An 18,171-nucleotide genomic window follows, 5' to 3' on the forward strand; every position below is an offset into this window, starting at 1 on the left:
TTGGTCAAGGGCGAATCCAATTCCACTATCCTCTTTATTTTCCTTCAACAGGTAGACCATGATGACTTTTCATAGATTTTTTGACGCTACCAAAGAGAGGGGGGATGTCGGTTATTGCTTGACAATTGCCGCACAACGTGGACATAGCTCTGGGTGGTTGGCATCTTCGCCGACCGTTGGTGTCACGACCCAGCAGCGCGCACACGTTTTTCCTTCCGCTTGTTTGACGACGATCGCTGTTTTTGTAAATGTTTGCGCCTCGCTCGGTGCGTCCGCAAACGTTCCACCGATCGAAAACGCGGAAACGATTAATAGCTGTTTCATATCTTCTTCAATCGAATCGATGAGCGCTTTCGTTTCGTCTGTCGGATATAAAATGACGTGCGCAGTGAGCGACTTACCGATGAGTTTTTCATTGCGCGCCACTTCTAACGCTTTTAACACTTCGTCGCGCAACTCCATAAATGCATCCCATTTTTTAACGATGCGATCTTCATCATCCATACGCACCGCTTCTGGCATATCGACAAGTTGCACGCTTTCTTCTTTTACGTGCGGAATGTATGACCATACTTCATCTGCCGTATGCGGTAAAATTGGCGCAACAAGTTTCGTTAACGCCACAAGCGTATCGTATAGCACCGTTTGAATCGAGCGACGCTCATGGCTATTTGCCGCTTCAATGTACAATACGTCTTTCGAGAAGTCGAAGTAAAACGCGCTTAAATCAACGGTACAGAAGTTGTTCACTTCATGGTAAATAGTCGCAAACTCATACGTTTCGTACGCTTGTTTTACTTTTTCAATTAAACGATTCAGTTTAATGAGCATATAGCGATCGACTTCGCGCAATTCATTTATCGCCACGCGTTCTGCCGGGTTGAAATCGAATAAGTTACCGAGCATAAAGCGGAACGTATTGCGAATTTTTCGATACACTTCGGCGACTTGTTTTAAAATGTTGTCAGAAATGCGCACGTCTGCTTGATAATCGACAGAAGCGACCCAAAGGCGCAAAATGTCCGCACCGAGCTGTTCCATCACTTTTGCCGGCACGACGACGTTGCCGAGCGATTTGCTCATTTTCCGTCCTTCGCCATCTAATACGAATCCGTGGCTTAAAACGCCTTTATACGGCGCTTTTCCCGTCACGGCAACCGCTGTAGAAAGCGATGAGTTAAACCAACCGCGATATTGGTCGGAACCTTCTAAGTAAAGGTCGGCTGGACGTTGTAAATCCGCGCGTTCTTCCAACACCGCTTGATGAGAAGAACCGGAGTCAAACCATACGTCCATAATGTCCGTTTCTTTCGTAAAGCGTCCGTTCGGGCTACCTGGATGCGTAAACCCTTCTGGAAGTAAATCTTTTGCTTCACGTTCAAACCAAACGTTAGAACCGTATTGGCGGAATAAGTTCGATACATGTTCAATCGTTTCGTCTGTAATAATTGGTTCGCCATTTTCCGCATAAAAGACAGGGATCGGCACACCCCATGCGCGTTGGCGGGAAATGCACCAGTCACCGCGATCGCGAATCATGTTGTGGATGCGAATTTCACCCCATGCTGGCACCCATTTCGTTTCTTCAACCGCTTGCAACAGTTGCTCGCGAATTTTATCGATGGATGCAAACCATTGCGCCGTCGCTCGGAAAATCGTTGGTTGCTTCGTCCGCCAATCGTGCGGATATGAGTGGGTAATAAACGATAGTTTTAACAAGGCGCCGACTTCTTGTAGTTTTTCCGTAATCGCTTTGTTTGCCTCATCGTAAAACATGCCGGCAAACCCTGGCGCTTCTTCTGTCATATAGCCGCGCTCGTCAACTGGACAAAGCACACCTAAGCCGTATTTTTGGCCGACAATAAAGTCGTCTTCCCCGTGTCCTGGGGCCGTATGGACGCAACCTGTTCCAGCGTCCGTTGTGACGTGCTCACCACAAATGACGAGCGAATCGCGGTCGTAAAACGGATGTTTCGCCACGACGTACTCAAGCTCGCTTCCTTTGACTGTTTTTAATACCGTCACATGTTCCCAACCAATTTCTTTTTGCACCGATGAAAGCAACTCGGATGCGACAACATATTTACGACCGTCTGCTTCAACGACGCTATATTGTAGCTCTGGATGAACAGCAATGCCTAAGTTTGCAGGAATCGTCCATGGCGTCGTCGTCCAAATGACGATATGTTCATCACCATTTAGCACCCCTTTTCCGTCTTTGACAGGAAAAGCAACGTAAATAGACGGCGAACGTTTATCTTTATACTCAATTTCTGCTTCAGCAAGCGCGGATTCGCTTGATGGAGACCAATATACCGGTTTTAATCCTTTGTAAATTAACCCTTTTTTCGCCATTTCACCAAACACTTTAATTTGTTGTGCCTCGTATTCTGGCGTTAATGTAATGTAAGGGTTGTCCCAGTCGCCGCGCACGCCAAGTCGTTTAAATTGCTCGCGCTGGCGGTCAATTTGCTCATATGCATATTGCTCACATAATTTTCGAAATTCAGCAACGCTCATTTCTTTGCGATTGACGCCTTTATTTTTCGTGAGCGCCGTTTCGATTGGCAGCCCGTGCGTATCCCACCCTGGCACGTACGGCGCACAGTAGCCGCTCATCGATTTATAACGAACGATGAAATCTTTTAAAATTTTATTGAGCGCATGGCCCATATGAATGTCACCGTTCGCATACGGCGGTCCGTCATGTAGCACAAACAGCGGACGATCTTTCGTGCGCTCTTGCACTTTGCGGTAAATGTCCATCTCTTCCCATTTCGCTTGTATTTCCGGCTCGCGCTGCGGAAGATTGCCACGCATCGGGAAATCAGTTTTTGGCATCAGTAACGTATCTTTGTAATCCATGAGTTTAACCTCCTTTATGTATGAAAATAAAAAAACCTTCTCATGCCCAAAAGGGACGAGAAGGTCTCGCGGTACCACCCTTATTGACTATGTTCCCATAGTCCACTCGACATTCGTAACGGGAATGACGCGCCGTGGCCTACTATTCGTTCAGCACGGAACTCTGGGGTGATTTTCATTCCTTCGCTTATGCCGAGCTTCCACCGCCCTCGACTCGCTGAAATAAGCTGTTGAAAGAACTACTGTCCCCTTCATCGTTTTTCTTATATAACTGTAATCGATATTATAGGCAATAACAACGCCGCTCGTCAAGACTCTGCTATTTCTTGTATCTCTTCATCATCAAGCTTGTAATCTAATAAATGGTCCCAGTCACCGTTGTTTAACATATCAAGCTGTGCTTCAATTAACATTTTAAACCGATTGCGGAACACTTTCGCTTGACGCTTTAATTCTTCCACTTCCATCGCAATTTTTCGCGTTTTTGCAAGCGCTTCGCTAATGATGCGATCCGCGTTTTTCTCCGCTTCTTTAATGATGAGCTTCGCTTCTTTTTGAGCGTTTCGCTTCACTTCTTCCGCTGTTTCTTGCGCGATTAAAATCGATTTATTTAACGTTTCTTCAATATTTGTAAAATAGTTGAGCCTTTCTGTCAGCTCTTGCACCTTTTCTTCAAGCTGTTTTTTTTCACGCAAAATCATTTCATAGTCTTTAATGACTTGATCTAAAAACTCGTTTACTTCATCTTCATCATATCCGCGAAAGCCTCGGCTAAATTCTTTATTATGAATATCTAACGGCGTTAACGGCATGTGGCCCACCTCCATCTTATGTACGTATGTGTTCATTCGACATATCTCGCGAAAATCCTGCTTTTATTTTGCTTTTTCGACAACGATGCGCCATTTTTCTTTTTTTGTTTGCCCAGCAATCGCTTGTAGTCGGCAACGGCCGTACCCGCGCAGCGACAATAAATCGCCTTCTCGGCACTCCATATGCGCTTGGTCAACCGTTTTCCAATTGACTTTCGCGAAGCTTTGTTCAATAAGTGCTTGCGCTTTTTGGCGCGATAGGCGGAAACATTGCGCTAAAATGGCGTCAAGCCGCAAAGAAGAAACGGTTAACGTCTCTTCCTCCCATTCTTCTTTCACATCAAGAAGTTTGGAGAGCGGTTGTTCTTCTAGTAACACTTTTGCTTTTCCAATCGAAGTCACGTTCATTTTTACAAACGGCGCAATTTCTTTGGCGACGACAAACTGAATGACATCTTCAACGATGACGATGTCGCCAAACTTCTCACGCTTTACACCGAGCGACAACAAGGCACCAAGCACATCGCGATGCCCAAGCGTCACAAACTTTTTCGGATAGCGAACGGAAAACAACGATAATTGAAAATCATCTTCATTCGGTTGCAAGTACGGCGGGTATAGTAGTGCACGCTTTCGCTCTACAGACGATGAACCGCCAAAAAAAGCAACGTGCACCTCATCGTGATTGCCGACAATCGAGCGGACAATTTGTTGTTCACGCGGAGTTAAAAAATCTGTGAGTTTCGGAGCATATTGTTCCGTCACGAGCCGCTTCCATTCGCAAACGAGATCAATAAAATGATGCTCTTCCTTTCGAAAATGTTGATAAATGTCCATTACAACCCTCGACTGATCATATCTACTAGTCCATAAACTCCTGCCGTCGCAAAGCGTAAAACGAGCAAGGCGACGATCGGAGAAATGTCGATCATGCCAATCGGCGGAATAAAGCGGCGAAACGGCTCTAAATACGGCTCACAAATGTTGGCGAAAAACTGTCCCACTTTCGTTTCCCGCGCATTCGGAAACCAAGACATTAAAATGTAAATAATAATCGCATACGAATATACTTCAATGACTGTTGCTAAAAAGTTTGCAATTGTATACAAATTTACCACCTCTTTATCGTCGGTTCATCGTCAGAAACAATAGAAATGGATCCACTGACATCGACATTATCTGGCGTGCATAAAAAAATCGTAGATCCGACTTGTTGAATGTCTCCGCCAATCGCATACACCGTTCCACTTAAAAAGTCAACGATGCGCCGCGCTTGGTCACGATCGACACGATGAACGTTGACAACAACGGCACGTCGATTTTTTAAATGGTCAGCAATTTCTTGTACTTCGGCATAAGCGCGCGGTTCAAATAAAACGAGCTTGGACGATTTTTGCACACTTTGCAAACTGACGACGTTTTGCTTTTGTTCTACTTTCGGTTGTTGGGCCACTTCTTCTTGCTCATACTCATCTTCTTCCCATTTTTCTTCATCTAAATCAAAAAAATCGCGAATTTTTTTCACAAATCCCATTTTACTCCACCTCCTCTTCACCAACAAGACATGTACCGAGCCGAAGAAACGTTGCTCCTTCTTCTACCGCAATCACATAATCGTTTGACATTCCCATTGACAACTGTGTACAAGGGGCGTGCGGTAGTTGTTTTTCTTGCACGCGTTCTTTTAGCTCACGTAGCGTCCGAAAACAACGACGAATCGTCGCTTCATCATCCGTATACGGCGCCATCGTCATCAACCCGACAACTTGAATACGTGAAAAAGCAGATAATGTTTCAATAAACGGCAATACATCTTCCGGCGCTAACCCGTGTTTCGATTGCTCGCCTGACACATTCACTTGCACGAAACATTTGATCGTCCGATTGGCTCGCTTGTCGATTTCTTCCGCTAACGACAGACGGTCAAGCGAATGAATGTAATCGACGTCATCAATGATTTGTTTCACTTTTCTCGATTGCAATGTGCCGATGAAATGCCATGTTGCTTCTTTTCCGATCGCTTCGTATTTGTGTAAAAAACCGTCGGCCCGGCTTTCGCCTAAATGAACGATGCCCGCTTCGAGCGCCTCTTTTGCCCGTGCGATGCTTACGTATTTGGTTACTGCCACAATTTGAACATCTGATGCGTTTCGCCCTGTTTTTTCACACGCCTCAGCAATATGTTGTTGAATCGTTTGTAAACGTTGTGTAACAGTCATATCATCACCTCCAGCCAATAAGCGCCATCATTCTTCCTGTTTTTCCGCCATCGCGACGGTGAGAGAAAAATAATGACTGCTCACAGCTCGTGCAATACGATGAAACAGCGATATGCTCGCTCGGAACACCTGCTTGTTGCAGTAGTTGTTTATTCATTTCTTTTAAATCGAGCGCATATTGTCCCTTACTTGTTTCATTATAAAGAGATTGAGGCGAGTTGACTAGCGCCTTTTGGACGAATTCAATGACGCGATCATCGACGACGTAACAACAACGGCCGATCGATGGACCGATGACAACGTGAATATCGCGCGCATCTACCCCTTCTTCATTCCATCGCTTAACCATTTCGCCTGCGATATTGTGAACGGTTCCTTTCCAACCGGCGTGCGCTACCCCAATCCATTTTTTATTTGGCGCAAAAAAGTAAAGCGGAACACAATCCGCAAAACAAAGCGCCAACATGATTCCTTGCTCGCTCGTATACAGCCCGTCTGTATGCGGCAAAGCGGTGTCGTACGTGCGCACACCTTTTCCCGCATGCTCGTTCGTCACTTTTTGTATATGCACGCCATGCACTTGGTCGGCACATACCCAGCGATCAAGCGAAACGTTCAGTTCGTCCGCTACTTTTTTTCGATTGTGATACACGACGGTTTGATCATCTTGCACGTGCATGCCGACGTTTAACGTCGCAAACGGTCCGGTGCTCACTCCCCCTCGTTTTGTTGTGAAGGCGACGACGACATGTTCCCATTGATCAAATAAAAGCAATGATTCGCTCGCTTGGCGAAATATATCATTCATCATTCGACATCCTTTGTACAATTTTATCACTTTTTTTCCTATTTTATCACAGCTTGCCGAAAACGTGAATTATTCCTCGCCATCTAATCGAACGAGAATCACGTCAGCGCCCACTTTCACAATATCGCGCCACGGAATGATGATTTCATCCGCCCGTCCAAATAAACCGAGCACTTTTCCCGTACCGATAATAATGATGGCTTCAATTTGACCGGTCGTTAAGTTAATATCGATGTCTCCAATATTTCCGAGCCGCTTGCCGTTTGCGACATTGACGACATCTTTTTGTTGTAATTCAGAAATTTTCACCATGTTTCTCCGCTCCTTTTTCATTTTATGTACTTATATGTATGCATGAGCAAGTTGTTGTAGTCACGACATAAAAAGCCCCCACCGTTTTTGGTGGAGGCGTCGTTTACCATTGAATGTTTTTATTCATTTGTTTAATGGCGGCTTTTTCTAAACGGGATACTTGCGCTTGGGAAATGCCGATTTCTTCAGCCACTTCCATTTGCGTTTTTCCTTGGAAAAATCGTTTACGAATAATCATTTTTTCGCGCTCGTTTAAACGGCGAAGCCCTTCTTTCAACGCAATTTCTTCAATCCAATTTGTATCGCGATTTTTCTCATCGCTTAGCTGATCCATCACATAAATCGGATCGCCACCGTCGTTATAAATCGGTTCAAAAAGCGAAACAGGATCTTGAATCGCATCTAACGCAAATACAATGTCCTCATGCGGCACGTCTAATATTTTCGCAATTTCTTCTGCCGTCGGTTCTTTTGCTGTTTCGCTCATGATTTTTTCTCGCACTTGAAGCGCTTTATACGCAATGTCGCGCAGCGAGCGGGATACGCGAATCGGATTATTGTCACGTAAATATCGGCGTATTTCACCGATAATCATCGGCACGGCATACGTGGAAAATTTCACGTTTTGGCTTAAATCAAAGTTATCAATTGATTTCATAAGTCCGATACAGCCTACTTGAAACAAATCGTCGACATATTCACCACGATTGTTAAATCGTTGAATGACGCTTAATACGAGCCGTAAATTCCCATTAATAAGCTTTTCGCGTGCCGATATGTCACCAGCTTGCATTTGCCGAAATAATTCACGCATTTCTTCGTTTTTCAGCACGGGAAGTTTCGATGTATCAACGCCGCAAATTTCAACTTTGTTTCTTGTCATGTCTTTCCCTCCTTGCAGGAGATGCTGTCAGCTTTCAGTATCTCCTTCGAAGGGAAAAATATGCATTACATCATTTTGTTAAACTCTTTTCGCAATCGTTTAATAATTCGCTTTTCTAAACGGGAAATGTATGATTGGGAAATGCCTAGTAAGTCTGCGACATCTTTTTGCGTTTTCTCTTCTCCTCCGGTTAAACCGAAGCGAAGTTCCATAATTTGTTTCTCTCTGTCGCTTAATTGATCGAGTGCGCGAAATAACAAGTTACGATCAATATTTGCTTCTAAATCTTTCGTAATGACGTCATCTTCTGTCCCCAATACGTCCGACAACAACAATTCGTTGCCGTCCCAGTCAATGTTTAACGGTTCGTCAAATGACACTTCGGAGCGCACTTTATTGTTGCGCCGTAAATACATTAAAATTTCATTTTCAATGCAGCGCGACGCATATGTAGCGAGTTTAATTTTTTTCTCCGGATTAAACGTATTCACCGCTTTAATTAATCCGATCGTACCGATGCTAATTAAATCTTCAATGTTAATGCCGGTATTTTCAAACTTTCGTGCAATGTAAACGACGAGACGAAGGTTTCGTTCAATAAGTAGCGAGCGCGCAGTTTCATCTCCAGAAGGAAGTTTTTGAAGCAACATTTCTTCTTCCTCTTTTGTAAGCGGCGGCGGCAACGCTTCACTTCCACCGATGTAATAAATTTCGTCCGCTTTAAGCCCTAATTTTTTTAATAGTTTGTACCATACATATGTGAGACGTAATTTGAATAACTTCATAAAAAACCTCCTTCTATTTCAGCACGATCGGCCGTATAATCATAATAATTACGAAGCTTGCGACATCACAATATGCGGATGAACGATGCAGTTGTACTCACCATCCGCTGACAGCGATGACGGATAAAAGCCAATGAGCACTTTTTTGACAGATGTCCATTGTTTTCCGTCCGACCATTGCACTTCGTCTGGCTTGATCGCTACTAGTAGCTGTTGCTCCACGCCAACGGCACGATACGGGACGAAACGTATCCGACTCACCCATTCGCTCGGGATGTCATCTGTGTACGTCCGTTTTTGAATCATTTGTAAAACAGCTGGAGGGAAGATGTGTGCGAACGATTGCAATTCAACGATCATGACCGGTGTATTTGTTAACGGGTCACGCAATTGATTTCCGCTATCAACTAATCCTTGTAACGATATCGTTTGTCCAAAACATGTCACACGGACAGGAATAACATGTTCAAACCGCAACTTTTTTTCGCGAATCGTTCCCATTTGCACTTTTGATAATATCCATAAAATCGGAAACATGATGATAACAAACAACCAACTAATAGAAGTCGAATGTGTGAGCCATCCGGATGAATAAGGCGTCATTTCACTTTCTAGCAAAAAGTGAAAGGCGACCATCCCTCCGCCAAGCATAAACGTTGCAAAATAAAAAGCGAGCACATTTTCGATAAAAAAACGAAAGCGATGGAAACCGAAACAAATCCAAACGATGACAAAAGAGATGACGAGTTTCGTTACGAAATGAGATGTCATATAAGCAAAAGGAGTGAATACGAGCAAGACGAGCAACGAACCGAATAACGCAGAAAGCATAAGGCGCCATAAGCGCACGCGACGCTTTAGCATGATCGCTGCAAGCCATAGCAACATCGCATCGAAACAAAAATTTAATAACCATACGACATCGGCATAAATCAGCAGCACCCCCTCCTTATCTTGAAACATCTTGAAACTAGTATATAGCACTTCCAATAGAAAAGTGTGTCAAACGATGACGTCATTTCTTTAGAGATTTTGTCAAATGATGAATAAGAAAAGCGCACAAAAAAAACGCCCACGAGTCGTGAGCGTTTTTTTAACGGCGACGATTGCGGTTGCGCAAAAAGGCTGGAATGTCAAGCGGATCTTCTACTTGTTGACCGCGTGTTGGCGGGTAGTCGACTGGTTCTTCTTTTTTCTCGCGCTTGACGCCAACCGTTGGTTTGACAACGGCTTGTCGCGTTGCTTTTGCTTGGTTAACTTCTTCGTTAAATCCTGTCGCGATGACAGTAACGATAATTTCGTCTTTTAAGTTTTCGTTAATGACGGAACCGAAAATCATATTGACATCTTGGTCCGCAGCGGATGCGACGATGTCGGCTGCTTCTTGCACTTCGTACAAGCTTAAATTCGTGCCGCCTGTAATGTTCATTAACACCCCTTGCGCACCGTCGATCGACGTTTCTAATAGCGGGCTTGAAATCGCCTTTTTCGCAGCTTCTGCCGCACGATTTTCCCCTGTCGCCACACCGATTCCCATCAGAGCGGAACCTTTATTTGACATAATCGTTTTCACATCAGCGAAGTCTAAGTTAATTAATCCCGGCACAGCAATTAAGTCGGAGATGCCTTGTACGCCTTGACGAAGCACGTTGTCTGCTTCACGGAACGCTTCTAACATCGGCGTATTTTTATCAACAATTTCTAATAAACGATCGTTCGGAATGACGATGAGCGTATCAACCGCTTCTTTCATCGCTGCTATACCGCTTGCCGCTTGCATCGCACGCTTTCTTCCTTCAAACGTAAACGGCCGCGTCACGACGCCAACAGTCAGCGCACCTAAATCGCGCGCAATTTGAGCGATGACTGGAGCCGCCCCTGTTCCTGTTCCTCCGCCCATGCCGGCTGTGACGAATACCATATCCGCACCTTTGAGCGCTTCTTCAATTTGTTCTTTGCTTTCTTCTGCCGCTTTTTTTCCTACCTCTGGATTTGCCCCCGCACCTAATCCGCGCGTCAATTTCGCTCCAATTTGTAGCTTAATTGGCGCTTTTGATAAGTTTAATGCTTGGGCATCTGTATTGACCGCGATAAATTCAACACCTTGTACCCCATGTTCAATCATGCGGTTGACAGCGTTGTTTCCGCCGCCGCCGACACCGATTACTTTAATTGTCGCTAACTGATCAACAGTCGTGTCAAACTCCAACATGACATAATCCTCCTAGCCATTCAAATTGTCATTCAAAAAAGTACCCGAAAAATTTCTTTACTTTATGTCCTAAATGTTCTTCTTTTTGTTTCGGTTTCGCTGGTGCTTTATGCACCTTTTTTTCTACTTGGAAATCGTTTGCCGCTCCGGAAGAAAGAACAGGAACGTCTCTTCCTTGCAACTTCGCATTTTTATAAGAGAATTGAATTAAACCGACACCGTTTGTATATTGCGGATCGCGCACGCCAATGTAATCTGGCATCGCCACACGAACGGTATGGTTAAATATCGCCTCCGCCAGTTCTAATACGCCGGGCATATTTGCTGTGCCGCCAGTCAGCACATATCCGCCAGGCAAGTCGCGAAATCCGCGTCTTCGAATTTCTGCTTGTACCATTTGTAAAATTTCTTCTACCCGTGCCTCAATCATATCGGCAATTTCTAGCTGGGTAAATTGTTGATGTTGATCGGTGCCAATGATCGGAACGCTGAATACTTCTTCATCAGAAGCGAGATCGTAAAACGCATGTCCATGTTTTAGTTTAATGCGTTCTGCATCTTCTGTGGACGTGCGCATGCCGATCGATAAATCTTTTGTAATATGTTCGCCACCGACCGGAAGCACGGTCGTTGCTTGTAAAAATCCTTGTTCAAAGACAGCAACCGTCGTCGAACCGCCACCGATGTCAACGAGCGCAACACCTAAATTTTTCTCATCTTTCGATAGCGCAATCGAAGCTGCCGCTAGCGGTTGAAGACATACGTCAAGCACTTGTAATCCCGCCCGTTCTACGCAACGAAGCACGTTATGTAAAGCGGTTTTTGATGCGGTAATCATCGTGCCTTCCATTTCTAAACGGACACCTAGCATGCCGCGCGGATCGTTAATTCCGTCAAGCCCATCGACGATAAATTGTTTCGGAATGACATCGATAATTTCGCGCTCCGGGGGAATGGAAACGACTTGTGCCGCTTCAATGACGCGCGTCACATCTTCATTTGTAATTTCTTTATTTTCGCTTGATACAGCAACAATCCCGTTACACGGCTGAAGTTGAATATGATTGCCATTCACTCCGACAATCGCGCCTTTGATCGTTACGCCGACCATCCGTTCCGCTTGTTCAACCGCTCGTTTAATTGATTGTACTGTTTCATCTATATCAATAATAGAGCCTTTTTTTAGCCCTTGCGATTTCACATTGCCGACACCGATAATGTTTAGCTGATCATTCATCATTTCGCCAATGATCACTTTTACACTAGATGTACCGATGTCAAGACTAACATAAAAATCGTTGCTGTTCATTCTGGTGGCACCTCCTTTACAAAATGAACGTTGCTATGTATATCAACACTATATTCCACATTCGAACAGCATTCCCTTTTTTATAAACGATTTTTTTGGCGGTTTTCTAACCATTTCGTCAGCAAAATTCGGCGGATGACAGCGATGTTTTGAAACAGGCGCACACCGAACGCAAATACAGCTGCTAAATACAAGTCTACACCAAGATGCACACCGAGAAAAGCTAAACTTGTTGCTAAAATAATATTAAAAAAAAATCCAGATACAAATACGTGCTCATCGTAAATATTTTGTAAATGGGCACGAATGCCGCCAATGAGCGTATCAAACGCCGCCAGCACAGCGATCGATAAATAGCTCGAATATTCGCTCGGAATGCGCCAATCCGTCAAAAATCCGAGCAGTATGCCTAGCAGTAAACCGAGCAATGGAAGCCACATTCTTTTCACCTCCTAGCGTCTTCGACCGCTTCCATTTGTTTCACACGCACCGCACCATCGTATGGAGAGATGACGACCCGTTGTTGTGGCTCTGAAACGGTAAGGAGCAAATTTTCAAGCGCAAAATCATCAGCAATGGTTGATGCTTTCAGTCGGTTGTACATTTTTTCAGCATCGGGGGCAATCACTTTTATTTCAATTGGAAAGGAACGAAGCGGATACGAATCAACTTTCGTCACACCATTAATGTCGCGAATAACCGTTGTGTTAACGATGCGTTGATCGGCAATCGATATATGTTGAGCCCCGTACATATTTAACTGGTTTATGAGCCGGCGGAGTAAATCTGCGGATATCGTATCGCGAACGGGACCAACATATGATTCATCATACATTTGCTCAATATAAAGCACGACCCCTTCGCCGACAACTTCTGTCAGTCCCGCTTCTTTTTTCAACTCCTCTACCGTTTGGCGAAGAATAGCCCCTTTATTTTCTGAACGTTGCTGTTCGTATTTTTCTAACGTCTCTTCATATTTTCGAATTTCATTTAACAGTTGCTTATGTAACTCTTGTTCTTTTTGTAAATCTCGTCGTATTTCCCATATGTCACGCGTATCGCGCACATCGGGCTCTTGGCTCGTTTGAAATTGGACAGCTAACATAAAGCCGATAATAAGCGAAACAAACGTAAAATGCCATATCGTTTTTTGCGCCAACATCGCTCCTCCTTTTATTTTTGCATAATCGGTTCCATCGTCACTTCTGACTTTTCGACAATATCTACAACAATATGATCGCTCGTCAATTGGTCTTTGACGCCACCGGCAATCGTTAACGCTGGAATGAGCACGTTCGGATCGCCGATCGCTTGAATGACAAACGGAGCTGGATGCTGTGTCCCATCAATTTCAATGACCGGACCGTTACAAACAATGTACGAACGATGCGATAGTCGCTGACCGTTAATTGCCACCGCCGATGCCCCAGCAATCCATAGTTCGTTTACAACCTGAAATACGTGTTGCTCATGAACAATATAGTTTGTCGCATTCGCTTCAGAAGGGATGTACGAAGCGTCGGATAACGTCACTTCTACTCCTTTTCCTTTTACCTTTACTTTTCCGAGATACATGCGCAACCGTTCCGCATCTTCGACGAGGTTAAAATACACTTGTTCTTCGTTTGCTAGCTCTTTTTCAATTTCGCGCACGCGTTGTTGTTTGTCAAATAGTTCTGCTTGCAGTTTACGGTTTTGTTCTTGTTGCTCGATTAACTGCTGGCGATATTCGTACTCTTTATTCCATTGGCGCTCTAATTGGCGATTGACCGCTTCTTTTTTTGTCATTTGGTAGGAGAGGACGAGCATAAAGCCTAAAACTAAACAAACGAACGATAAAACGACGTGGCTACCGTTCATTTTCATCTTTTTCATCCCCTTCATCCGTTTCGTATGGCTTGAAATATGTGCTCATCTCTAAATGAAGAACACCTTTCGTCCCCGGTTGCAACTGGCTGACGATCGAAGGATAATGGACAATTTTTTCCGCAAAACGATCGATCGTCGCACTCACTTCTATGCCATCATTCATATAGACGGTAATATGTCTTCGATCAGATGGGCTCGGGGTGTAATGAATTTCTGAAATGAGGTTTAAAATCGAGCTTGGCGTATGTGCCAATTGGGTAGCCATATCTTGAATAGCCTCTCCTTCTTTCCATCCAATTAAGATGGGGGCATCGCTCGGAATCGCTCGCTTCGCATCTGTTAACACTTTTCCATTCTCTAAAATCGGCAGAAACGAATGCTTGTCCAAAATGTAAGCGATGCGCTTTCGTTCGACGATCACGATGTCAATGCGATTCGGAATGCGTTTTTTCACGCTTACTTCTTTCACTTCCGGATGTTGTTGAATGCGCTGTTCGACTTCGTCTTTTTTTACTTTCCAAAAGCTTGTTTTTTTCGTCACACCGCTTAATTGAATGACATCTTGAGAAGCGATATGCCGATTCCCTTCCACGTGGATGACCGCGACATTGCTAAGCGGCGACTGGGCATAAATGACAGCTAACAAAAGCATAAAAAATAGAGCGATATATACAATGAGTAAGCGATTCGCGCGCTGTCTTCGCTGCTCTTTCAACTTCGGTACACGTTCTTCAAGAACAACAACTTTTCCTTTTTCCATTCACTCCACCTCGGTCGATGGACCAAATCAAAATAACAAGAAAACTAACGGTGCACGTCAGCAACCGTTAGTTCATTGTTTCAAAACTTATTATAGCATAATATAGAAAAAATTAGGATGGGGAAAATGTATTACTTCCGCCCAACAATTTCAACTTCTGTTTGCAACGAAACACCGTATAAATCGTAAATGGTTTTTTTCACGTAATCGATGAGCTCGAGCACATCTTTTGCCGTCGCTCCGCCTGCATTTACAATAAAATTCGCATGTTGTTCTGAAATTTTCGCTCCACCGATCGTATAGCCTTTTAATCCTGCTTTTTCAATTAACTGTCCGGCGTAGTGAGGGAGCGGATTGCGGAAAATGCTTCCGGCGCACGGATAGTTCCACGGTTGTGTTTCGCGGCGGTAATCTTTATTTTTTTGCATCGCTGCGACAATTTCGTCGCGGTTTCCTTTTTTCATTTCAAGTGTTGCTGCGACACAAATGCCTTTACGCTTTGTTTGTAAAACGGATGTGCGATACGAAAATTCCATTTCTTCATTCGTCAACCATTCGATCGTCCCGTCTTCAAATAAAATTTGTGCTTTTTTGACGATGCGCGACATATCGGAACCGTGGGCGCCCGCATTCATATATACCGCTCCGCCAACCGAGCCCGGAATACCGCCAGCAAACTCAAGTCCAGACAATCCTTGTTTACTAATGACTGTCGCCAGTTTAATAAGCGAATAGCCACCGCCAACCGTCACTTCTGTCCCGTTTATTTGTAAGTCGTCTAATCCTTCGCCAAGTTTAATGACGACGCCTTCAATGCCTTCGTCTAGCACGAGCAAGTTCGAACCGCGGCCGATCGCACGCCAACGGACGTTATATTTTTTCACGATTTCCATCGTCTTTTTTAAACGATCTATATTTTTCGGCTCAACAAACAAGTCAGCTGGTCCGCCGATTTTCATCGTTGTATGATTTGCCATTCGTTCGTTCTCTTTCACCGTTCCAACGTTTGCTTCAAGCAGCTCTTCACGTAGCTTTTCCAATGGCCTACCTCCTCTACCTCTTTCCTATATCGTATGCAACTTATGAAATCATCTCCACCATGACGCGATATAAACGTTGTGCCGCATCGCGAATGCCTAATTGAAATGCCGCTTCTTTCATTTTTGTCAACGTTTGTTCGTCTAGCAATATGCGATCGATATCTTCAAGCAAGCGCACGCCCGTCAATTCGCCTTCTAAACGGACGATCGCTGCCCCTTTCTTTTCAAGCGCTCGAGCATTTTTTTCTTGATGATTATTCGTCACATATGGGCTTGGGATTAAAATGCTCGGGATGCCGAGCGCTGTAATTTCTGCTAGCGTCGTTGCGCCCGCACGCGCGACGATGACATCGACTCCGGCCAATACTTCTGGCATATTATGAATAAACGGACGAATGATGACGTTTGAAGGATTGCCGACATCGTTCACCGCCTTTATTACTTTATCATAATGAACGTCACCTGTAACATATAAAAATTGGTACGGTTTTTGTTCGACTTGTTGTAGCACTTGTAAAAACGCCTCGTTTATCGGGCGCGCCCCACGGCTTCCGCCAACAATGAGCACCGTCTTTTTTTTCTCATCTAACCCGAGCGATCGTTTCGCCTCTCGCCCATCTTTTCCTACGACTTCTGAAGCGCGCGGGTTTCCAGTTAACACGACTTTTTCATATGGAAAATATTGTTTTGTTTCTTCAAAGCAAATAGCCACTTTATGAACATAACGGCTTAAAAATTTGTTCGTCAATCCCGGAATGCTATTTTGTTCATGGATGATCGTTGGGATACCTAGTTTAGCTGCCGCATACACGACAGGTCCGCACACGTATCCGCCCGTTCCGAGCACAACGTCTGGCTTATATTGTTTTAACAGTTTTTTACACGTGCGCACACTTTTAATAAAGCGAGCGATTGTTTTGACGTTTTCAAAAGATAAACTACGCTTGAATCCGCTAATGTCAATCGGATAAAAAGGAATGTTTTCTCTTGGAACGATCGTACTTTCTAATCCTTTTTTCGTCCCGATATATAATACATCAACGTTTGGGTGTTGTTTTTTCACTTCATGAATGAATGAAAGAGCAGGATAAATATGTCCGCCTGTTCCGCCACCACTAACTACAATTTTCATTGTTTTTCCCCCTCATCGAAAGTAACAGAAGAAGCTGACTTCCATGAAGTCAGCCTTTAATATCGCGCGTAACGGCTAATGTTTAACAAGACGCCAATCGCCATGAGCATAAGCGTCAAAGACGATCCACCATAGCTTAAAAACGGCAACGTAATGCCTGTCACCGGCATTAATCCGGTCACTACTCCGATATTAATCATTACTTGAATGGCAACCATCGCAATAATGCCGACAGCTAAAAAACTGCCGTACAAGTCCGGTGCTCCTAAAGCGATGCGAATGCCGCGCCAAAGCAATAAACTAAACAAAAGCAAAACGAGCGAACCGCCGATAAATCCGAGTTCTTCCGCTAAAATGGCAAAAATAAAGTCCGTTTGCGGCTCAGGTAAGTAAAAAAACTTTTGTCGGCTTTGCCCTAATCCGAGCCCAAATAGCCCGCCCGGTCCGATCGCATAAAGCGATTGAATGATTTGAAAACCGCTTCCTAACGGATCTTCCCACGGGTTTAAAAACGACGTAATGCGCTTCATGCGATACGGAGCAGATAACACGAGCCCAGCAAACCCTGCCAATCCGAGCAAACCGAGAACGACAAAATGACTCATGCGCGCGCCGGCGACAAAAATCATGACGACGCACGTGCCGACCATCACCGTTCCTGTTCCTAAATCGGGCTGCAACATAATCATGCCAAACGCGAGAAAGACGAGCGTCAATGATGGGAGTAACCCTTGTTTAAACGACGCGATTTTTTTTTGATTTTCAGATAAATATTTCGCTAAAAATGCGATCATCGCCATTTTCATAAATTCAGATGGCTGAATGGAAAACGCGCCAACGCCAATCCAGCTTCGCGAACCGTTGCGCACCATGCCGATGCCTGGAATTAAGACGAGGACGAGAAGAATGAAACAGACGATAAGCAACACTTTCGCCCACGTGCGCCACGTCCAATAGTCGATGTTCATGAAAAAAAACATCGCTACAATGCCAACCCCTGCAAACAACAGCTGGCGCTTGGCAAAGAAAAACGAATCATGAAACTTGTAGTCCGCCCAAATGGCGCTTGCGCTATACACCATAATGAGCCCGATCGCCAACAGCGAAAACGTGATGATCATTAACAAAAAATCAGGTGCAGACTTTTTTCCATGCAATGCGGAAC

20 protein-coding genes and 1 other annotated feature are annotated in these 18,171 nt (G+C 44.4%); all 20 genes read right to left on the reverse strand.

What is annotated here, in order from left to right; translation table 11 throughout:
- Positions 1-111: 111 nt before the first annotated feature.
- The 20 genes from ileS to spoVE all read right to left on the reverse strand — a co-directional run bounded on the left by ileS (position 112) and on the right by spoVE (position 18,163).
- The gene (gene ileS / locus EKC99_RS09490; protein ID WP_163151636.1) at positions 112-2,865 is read right to left on the reverse strand and encodes an isoleucine--tRNA ligase; all 2,754 of its coding nucleotides are present in this window, start codon (positions 2,863-2,865) and stop codon (positions 112-114) included.
- A gap of 48 nt (positions 2,866-2,913) precedes the next feature.
- Positions 2,914-3,129: a binding site (T-box leader), on the reverse strand.
- 44 nt (positions 3,130-3,173) lie between these two features.
- Positions 3,174-3,677, reverse strand: a complete 504-nt coding sequence (locus EKC99_RS09495) for a DivIVA domain-containing protein (RefSeq protein WP_026011806.1) — start codon at positions 3,675-3,677, stop codon at positions 3,174-3,176.
- A 63-nt stretch (positions 3,678-3,740) separates the two neighbouring features.
- Positions 3,741-4,514 carry a YlmH family RNA-binding protein gene (locus tag EKC99_RS09500; protein ID WP_163151637.1) on the reverse strand — a complete coding sequence of 258 codons (774 nt, stop codon included), beginning with the start codon at positions 4,512-4,514 and terminating at the stop codon, positions 3,741-3,743.
- Positions 4,514-4,786: a YggT family protein gene (locus EKC99_RS09505; protein ID WP_163151638.1), complete on the reverse strand. Its 273-nt coding sequence runs from the start codon at positions 4,784-4,786 to the stop codon at positions 4,514-4,516. Before EKC99_RS09505 ends, EKC99_RS09500 begins: the two co-directional genes overlap by 1 nt.
- A 2-nt stretch (positions 4,787-4,788) precedes the next feature.
- Positions 4,789-5,211, reverse strand: a complete 423-nt coding sequence (locus EKC99_RS09510) for a cell division protein SepF (RefSeq protein ID WP_009373550.1) — start codon at positions 5,209-5,211, stop codon at positions 4,789-4,791.
- 1 nt (position 5,212) lies between these two features.
- On the reverse strand, positions 5,213-5,896 hold the full coding sequence (locus tag EKC99_RS09515) for a YggS family pyridoxal phosphate-dependent enzyme (protein WP_009373549.1): 684 nt from the start codon (positions 5,894-5,896) through the stop codon (positions 5,213-5,215).
- A 4-nt stretch (positions 5,897-5,900) separates the two neighbouring features.
- Positions 5,901-6,704, reverse strand: a complete 804-nt coding sequence (gene pgeF / locus EKC99_RS09520) for a peptidoglycan editing factor PgeF (RefSeq protein ID WP_205597805.1) — start codon at positions 6,702-6,704, stop codon at positions 5,901-5,903.
- A 69-nt stretch (positions 6,705-6,773) separates the two neighbouring features.
- Entirely contained in the window at positions 6,774-7,016 is a 243-nt protein-coding gene (locus tag EKC99_RS09525; protein WP_009373547.1) for a YlmC/YmxH family sporulation protein, read from the reverse strand.
- A gap of 103 nt (positions 7,017-7,119) precedes the next feature.
- Positions 7,120-7,899: an RNA polymerase sporulation sigma factor SigG gene (sigG, locus tag EKC99_RS09530; RefSeq protein WP_009373546.1), complete on the reverse strand. Its 780-nt coding sequence runs from the start codon at positions 7,897-7,899 to the stop codon at positions 7,120-7,122.
- Between the two features lie 65 nt (positions 7,900-7,964).
- Complete coding sequence (gene sigE / locus EKC99_RS09535) at positions 7,965-8,684, reverse strand: RNA polymerase sporulation sigma factor SigE (RefSeq protein ID WP_009373545.1); 720 nt, start codon at positions 8,682-8,684, stop codon at positions 7,965-7,967.
- Between the two features lie 48 nt (positions 8,685-8,732).
- Complete coding sequence (gene spoIIGA / locus EKC99_RS09540; protein WP_163151640.1) at positions 8,733-9,626, reverse strand: sigma-E processing peptidase SpoIIGA; 894 nt, start codon at positions 9,624-9,626, stop codon at positions 8,733-8,735.
- 151 nt (positions 9,627-9,777) lie between these two features.
- A complete protein-coding gene (gene ftsZ, locus EKC99_RS09545; protein WP_009373543.1) occupies positions 9,778-10,896 on the reverse strand; it encodes a cell division protein FtsZ in 1,119 nt (372 codons plus the stop codon).
- Positions 10,897-10,924: 28 nt separating this feature from the next.
- Positions 10,925-12,205 (reverse strand): cell division protein FtsA, encoded by a 1,281-nt coding sequence (gene ftsA / locus EKC99_RS09550; protein WP_163151641.1) that lies wholly within the window; start codon positions 12,203-12,205, stop codon positions 10,925-10,927.
- An 80-nt stretch (positions 12,206-12,285) separates the two neighbouring features.
- A complete protein-coding gene (locus EKC99_RS09555) occupies positions 12,286-12,645 on the reverse strand; it encodes a small basic family protein (protein WP_019418349.1) in 360 nt (119 codons plus the stop codon).
- A gap of 5 nt (positions 12,646-12,650) precedes the next feature.
- The gene (locus tag EKC99_RS09560) at positions 12,651-13,367 is read right to left on the reverse strand and encodes a DUF881 domain-containing protein (protein WP_163151643.1); all 717 of its coding nucleotides are present in this window, start codon (positions 13,365-13,367) and stop codon (positions 12,651-12,653) included.
- A gap of 11 nt (positions 13,368-13,378) precedes the next feature.
- On the reverse strand, positions 13,379-14,071 hold the full coding sequence (locus EKC99_RS09565; protein WP_163151645.1) for a DUF881 domain-containing protein: 693 nt from the start codon (positions 14,069-14,071) through the stop codon (positions 13,379-13,381).
- The gene (locus EKC99_RS09570) at positions 14,055-14,834 is read right to left on the reverse strand and encodes a cell division protein FtsQ/DivIB (RefSeq protein ID WP_163151647.1); all 780 of its coding nucleotides are present in this window, start codon (positions 14,832-14,834) and stop codon (positions 14,055-14,057) included. Before EKC99_RS09570 ends, EKC99_RS09565 begins: the two co-directional genes overlap by 17 nt.
- Before the next feature lie 131 nt (positions 14,835-14,965).
- Positions 14,966-15,874, reverse strand: a complete 909-nt coding sequence (gene murB, locus EKC99_RS09575) for a UDP-N-acetylmuramate dehydrogenase (protein ID WP_042533800.1) — start codon at positions 15,872-15,874, stop codon at positions 14,966-14,968.
- Between the two features lie 40 nt (positions 15,875-15,914).
- A complete protein-coding gene (murG, locus tag EKC99_RS09580; protein WP_042533798.1) occupies positions 15,915-17,006 on the reverse strand; it encodes an undecaprenyldiphospho-muramoylpentapeptide beta-N-acetylglucosaminyltransferase in 1,092 nt (363 codons plus the stop codon).
- A gap of 56 nt (positions 17,007-17,062) precedes the next feature.
- Complete coding sequence (gene spoVE, locus EKC99_RS09585) at positions 17,063-18,163, reverse strand: stage V sporulation protein E (RefSeq protein ID WP_143249209.1); 1,101 nt, start codon at positions 18,161-18,163, stop codon at positions 17,063-17,065.
- Between the last annotated feature and the right edge of the window lie 8 nt (positions 18,164-18,171).

It is taken from the genome of Anoxybacillus sp. MB8 (assembly GCF_011006755.1).
Classification (GTDB): Bacteria; Bacillota; Bacilli; order Bacillales; family Anoxybacillaceae; genus Anoxybacillus; species Anoxybacillus gonensis.